The following is a 4,682-nucleotide window of genomic DNA, read 5'->3' on the forward strand; positions in this document are numbered from 1 at the left end:
TCCCGCATTGCATAATTTACTCCAGTCTCAGCAGGTGGAAATTGTGCAGGTGAGTCCGTCACAGGATGATGCTCAGGTCGGGTAATTCTCTCCAATGATGGCTCGATAAATTCGCAGCCATCATTCGCGCATAGTCAAACTTCTCCTTTCCCGCTACAGTTATTCATCCACGGCGAATAAGGAGAAGGGCATGCTCTATATCTTTGATTTGGGTAATGTGATTGTCGATATCGACTTCAATCGCGTGTTAGGCACATGGAGCGATCTGAGCCGTGTACCGCTAGCTTCGCTAAAGCAAAGTTTCAGTATGGGCGAGGCTTTTCACCAGCATGAGCGAGGTGAAATAACCGATGAAGCGTTTGCTGAGGCACTATGCCACGAGATGGCGCTGCCGCTAAGCTACGAGCAATTTTCCCACGGCTGGCAGGCGGTTTTTGTCGCGTTACGCCCAGAGGTTATCGATATCATGCACAAACTGCGTGAGCAGGGGCATCGGGTAGTCGTCTTGTCGAATACCAACCGTCTGCACACAACGTTTTGGCCGGATGAATACCCCGAGATCCGTCAGGCTGCTGACCATATTTATCTTTCCCAGGATCTGGGCATGCGTAAACCGGAAGCGCGGATTTACCAGCATGTCCTGCAGGCTGAAGGTTTTTCTGCGCATGATGCGGTCTTTTTTGACGATAACGCCGATAATATTGAAGGGGCTAACCGGTTAGGTATTACCAGTATCCAGGTCATCGATAAAGCGACCATTCCTGACTATTTCGCGAAGTTGTTATGCTAAAAAATGTTCAGCAACAAGCCAGGCATCATACGCGGCCCGTACGAGCCTGGCTGAAGCTGCTATGGCAGCGCATTGATGAGGACAACATGACGACGTTGGCAGGAAATCTTGCCTACGTTTCATTGCTTTCATTAGTACCGCTTATTGCCGTCGTTTTTGCGCTTTTCGCCGCATTTCCGATGTTTTCCGACGTCAGTATCCAGTTACGCCATTTTATTTTTGCGAACTTTATCCCGGCGACGGGAGACGTCATCCAACGTTATATCGAACAGTTTGTCGCCAACTCGAACAAAATGACCGCCGTCGGGGCATGTGGGCTGATTGTGACGGCGTTATTACTGATGTATTCCATTGATAACGCGCTGAATACTATCTGGCGTAGTAAGCGCACTCGGCCCAAAGTTTACTCTTTTGCCGTTTACTGGATGATTTTAACGCTGGGACCTCTACTGGCGGGGGCCAGCCTGGCGATCAGCTCTTATCTGTTGTCATTGCGCTGGGCCAGCGATCTCAACACGGTGATTGATAACATTCTGCGTATTTTCCCGCTGGTGCTTTCCTGGCTTTCATTCTGGCTGCTTTATAGCATCGTGCCGACCACGCGCGTCGCTAACCGGGATGCGGTTATTGGCGCCTTTGTAGCCGCCGTATTGTTCGAGGCCGGAAAGAAAGGATTTGCGCTCTACATCACGATGTTCCCGTCTTATCAGCTCATCTACGGTGTCCTTGCGGTGATCCCCATTTTATTTGTCTGGGTGTACTGGACGTGGTGTATCGTCTTGCTAGGCGCGGAAATAACTGTCACTCTCGGGGAATACCGCAAACTTAAACAAGCCGCAGAACAAGAAGAAGCAGAGCAACCATGATTGCATTAATTCAGCGCGTAACCCGTGCCAGCGTCACCGTGGAGGGCGAGGTGACGGGTGAAATTGGCCCAGGACTTTTGGTCCTGTTAGGTGTCGAAAGGGATGATGACGAACAAAAAGCGAACCGCCTGTGCGAACGCGTACTAGGTTATCGAATCTTTAGCGATGCCGAAGGCAAAATGAACCTGAATGTGCAGCAGTCAGGCGGCAGCGTGCTGGTGGTCTCGCAATTTACGTTGGCGGCAGATACTGAGCGCGGTATGCGCCCGGGCTTTTCAAAAGGCGCCGCGCCCGATCGGGCAGAAGCACTCTATGAGTACTTTGTTGAGCGTTGCCGCCAACAGGAAATGAATACGCAAACCGGCCGATTCGCTGCGGATATGCAGGTTTCGCTGGTTAATGATGGCCCCGTGACGTTCTGGTTACAAGTATGAACCAGCTACCGGTGTGGCCGCGGGCAACAAGAGAGAGTACAGCTATGTATCACCTTCGAGTACCGCAAACAGAAGAAGAGTTGGAGCGTTACTACCAGTTTCGCTGGGAGATGCTGCGTAAACCGTTGCACCAGCCAAAAGGCTCCGAACGGGATGCCTGGGACGCAATGGCGCATCACCAGATGGTGGTGGACGAAGAGGGGAATCTGGTCGCGGTAGGACGTCTGTATATCAATGCGGATAACGAAGCCTCTATACGCTTTATGGCCGTTGACCCTTCCGTGCAGGAGAAAGGACTGGGTACGCTGATGGCGATGACCCTGGAATCTGTAGCGCGTCAGGAAGGGGTAAAGCGCGTAACCTGTAGCGCCCGTGAAGATGCGGTCGAATTTTTCGCCAAACTGGGGTTTGTGAGCCAGGGAGAGATCACCACACCGCAAACCACGCCGGTGCGCCACTTTTTGATGATTAAGCCCATCGCTACATTGGACGATATTCTCCATCGCGGCGACTGGTGCGGACAGTTACAGCAAGCCTGGTACGAACATATTCCCTTGAGTGAGAAAATGGGCGTGCGTATTCAACAGTATACCGGGCAGAAATTTATTACGACGATGCCCGAGACGGGGAATCAGAATCCGCACCATACTCTGTTTGCCGGTAGCCTGTTTTCTCTGGCCACGTTAACGGGGTGGGGGCTGATCTGGCTGATGCTGCGCGAACGTCATCTGGGGGGAACCATTATCCTTGCCGATGCACATATCCGCTACAGCAGGCCGATCACCGGGAAGCCTACCGCCATCGCCGACCTGGGCTCGCTGAGTGGCGATCTCGACCGTCTGGCGAGAGGGCGTAAGGCGCGTGTGAAGATGCAGGTCGAGGTATTTGGCGATGACTCGCCAGGCGTCGTGTTTGAAGGCACGTATATTGTGCTACCCGCGAAACCGTTTGGCGCGTATGAAGAGGGCGGGAATGAGGAAGAGTAGCTCCTCTAGCTAAAATGTAATATTGGATTCATTTGCTGATGTAAAATGCGGATTATGAGAATGCCATAATCCGCATTTTGATAAAAAATCGCATGTTGTCGATGATTGTATTGACGGGTACCTTCCTTAATCTCAGAACGGTTGCGCTCCATCAAAGCGTTTTTCTCTAACAGTAAAAAAAGCTGTTCCATCTCAGTAGTGTATTTATCTGCCTGTTGATAACCGAATTTTCTCCAGGTGTATTCATAGATAGATTCAAAGTCTTCGACTGCCTGATTAGAGAGTTTATACATTCAGACTGCGCTTTTTCCTTTGCGCGACCTCCTGTAGAGTCAGGTCGCTTGTGCCGCTGTGTATCCCATCCTCCAGCGCGTCGCGTAATGCGCTATTTCGCAATTCTTGTTCCTCCAGTAAACGTAATGCCGAACGGACAACTTCGCTGGTGGAACCATAGCGCCCACTTTCAATCATTTCGTTAACAAAACGATCGAGATGCTCGCCAATTGTAATGCTGGTAGTTCTGGGCATAGGTTTGTCCTCTGTGTTATCTATTCACACAAGATAGCACCCGTGGACGAAAATATGAACAAACTTACTGACCAAGCCGCCAGGCCACATCTCGCATGGCGCTTCGTGCCGCCTGGCTCACACCTGCGAGCTGGAAAAAGCCATGAATGACACCGAGATAGCGCTGGCAAGTGCATTCCACACCCTGTTCCTGGAACCGTTGATACAGGGCCTCGCCTTCATCGCGCAGTGGGTCGAATTCGGCAGTAATGATGTGCGTGGGTGGCAGACCGGTGAAGTCTTCACGCCAGAGCGGACTGGCTTCAGGATGCAGTGGATCGGTTCGCGGCATATACATCTCGTAGCCTGAAAGCAGCGTGTCACGCGTGATAATGTAATCCTGCCCGTTACGGGCGTAGCTCTCAAATCTGGCGGTGGCGTCCAGCATGGGATAGATCAGCATCAGCTGTGCAGGTTGCCATTGACGGGCGGCTTTCAGGCGTAGCGCGGTGACCAGCGCCAGATGCCCGCCCGCGCTGTCACCGGCAAGCGTAATGTTCGCGCGGTCTATCCCCAGTTTATGGGCATATTTCCAGATAGTATTGGCTCCGGCTTCGGCATCGTTATGTGCTGCCGGGAAGGTGTACTCTGGCGCAAGGCGGTACTGCACCGCAATTACGCGACAGCCGCTGTAAAAAGCTAACTGCCTTAGCTGGTTATCGTGAGTAGCAAAACCACCGCTGACAAAGCAGCCGCCGTGATAATAGATAACACAGGGTAGCTTTCCCATGGTGTCCCGTGGCGAAACCACGCGAAACGTCATGGCATCGAGTTCAATATCTTCAACCTGGACGCGGGTTTCTGTTTCCCCTGCCAGCATCGTACTGGCGATGTAGCCTGCTCTCCGGTCATCAATATTCTGCTCGCGAGAAGAGGGGCGCCCCACCGCGATAAATTCCTCCACTAACTGCGCAATCCCGCTTTCCAGTGTCATTTTTATTTCCTTTATCTGTATGGATATACAGTGTTATAGCCTGGTTTGGTACGAATGGAAATGGGAAAAGTGGGCTGCGTACGATTCTGGAAAGCGGCTCGCACA

8 protein-coding genes are annotated in these 4,682 nt (G+C 51.9%); 5 read left to right on the top strand and 3 right to left on the bottom strand.

Annotation, left to right across the window (positions count from 1 at the left end; all coding sequences use genetic code 11):
* The 5 genes from JSN25_RS22000 to fabY form a co-directional block, all read left to right on the top strand.
* Positions 1-85: hypothetical protein (locus JSN25_RS22000; protein WP_233638439.1), on the top strand; the 85-nt coding region annotated here is incomplete at its 5' end.
* Positions 86-190: 105 nt separating this feature from the next.
* Positions 191-790: a glucose-1-phosphatase gene (yihX, locus tag JSN25_RS06095; protein WP_038635879.1), complete on the top strand. Its 600-nt coding sequence runs from the start codon at positions 191-193 to the stop codon at positions 788-790.
* A complete protein-coding gene (locus JSN25_RS06100; RefSeq protein ID WP_085049708.1) occupies positions 784-1,656 on the top strand; it encodes a virulence factor BrkB family protein in 873 nt (290 codons plus the stop codon). The genes yihX and JSN25_RS06100 overlap by 7 nt, the downstream gene beginning before the upstream one ends.
* Positions 1,653-2,090, top strand: coding sequence for a D-aminoacyl-tRNA deacylase (gene dtd / locus JSN25_RS06105; RefSeq protein ID WP_003825289.1), 438 nt, complete (start codon positions 1,653-1,655; stop codon positions 2,088-2,090). Before JSN25_RS06100 ends, dtd begins: the two co-directional genes overlap by 4 nt.
* 44 nt (positions 2,091-2,134) lie before the next feature.
* Positions 2,135-3,076 (top strand): fatty acid biosynthesis protein FabY, encoded by a 942-nt coding sequence (fabY, locus tag JSN25_RS06110; RefSeq protein WP_032940213.1) that lies wholly within the window; start codon positions 2,135-2,137, stop codon positions 3,074-3,076.
* 5 nt (positions 3,077-3,081) lie between these two features.
* On the opposite strand, the gene JSN25_RS06115 is transcribed toward fabY, so the two are convergent.
* The 3 genes from JSN25_RS06115 to JSN25_RS06125 all read right to left on the bottom strand — a co-directional run bounded on the left by JSN25_RS06115 (position 3,082) and on the right by JSN25_RS06125 (position 4,577).
* Positions 3,082-3,369, bottom strand: coding sequence for a type II toxin-antitoxin system RelE/ParE family toxin (locus tag JSN25_RS06115; RefSeq protein WP_204525530.1), 288 nt, complete (start codon positions 3,367-3,369; stop codon positions 3,082-3,084).
* Positions 3,362-3,604 (bottom strand): type II toxin-antitoxin system ParD family antitoxin, encoded by a 243-nt coding sequence (locus JSN25_RS06120; RefSeq protein ID WP_069324888.1) that lies wholly within the window; start codon positions 3,602-3,604, stop codon positions 3,362-3,364. The genes JSN25_RS06115 and JSN25_RS06120 overlap by 8 nt, the downstream gene beginning before the upstream one ends.
* A gap of 64 nt (positions 3,605-3,668) precedes the next feature.
* Positions 3,669-4,577, bottom strand: coding sequence for an alpha/beta hydrolase (locus JSN25_RS06125; protein WP_204525531.1), 909 nt, complete (start codon positions 4,575-4,577; stop codon positions 3,669-3,671).
* Positions 4,578-4,682: the final 105 nt, after the last annotated feature.

It is taken from the genome of Citrobacter cronae, from assembly GCF_016893685.1.
GTDB classification, from domain to species: domain Bacteria; phylum Pseudomonadota; class Gammaproteobacteria; order Enterobacterales; family Enterobacteriaceae; genus Citrobacter; species Citrobacter werkmanii.

Bases quoted from the DNA above. Each gene is read 5' to 3' on its own strand.
- dtd (WP_003825289.1), top strand. From the start codon at position 1,653: ATGATTGCATTAATTCAGCGCGTAACCCGTGCCAGCGTCACCGTGGAG.
- JSN25_RS06120 (WP_069324888.1), bottom strand. From the start codon at position 3,604: ATGCCCAGAACTACCAGCATTACAATTGGCGAGCATCTCGATCGTTTT.
- JSN25_RS06115 (WP_204525530.1), bottom strand. From the start codon at position 3,369: ATGTATAAACTCTCTAATCAGGCAGTCGAAGACTTTGAATCTATCTAT.
- yihX (WP_038635879.1), top strand. From the start codon at position 191: ATGCTCTATATCTTTGATTTGGGTAATGTGATTGTCGATATCGACTTC.
- JSN25_RS06100 (WP_085049708.1), top strand. From the start codon at position 784: ATGCTAAAAAATGTTCAGCAACAAGCCAGGCATCATACGCGGCCCGTA.
- fabY (WP_032940213.1), top strand. From the start codon at position 2,135: ATGTATCACCTTCGAGTACCGCAAACAGAAGAAGAGTTGGAGCGTTAC.
- JSN25_RS06125 (WP_204525531.1), bottom strand. From the start codon at position 4,577: ATGACACTGGAAAGCGGGATTGCGCAGTTAGTGGAGGAATTTATCGCG.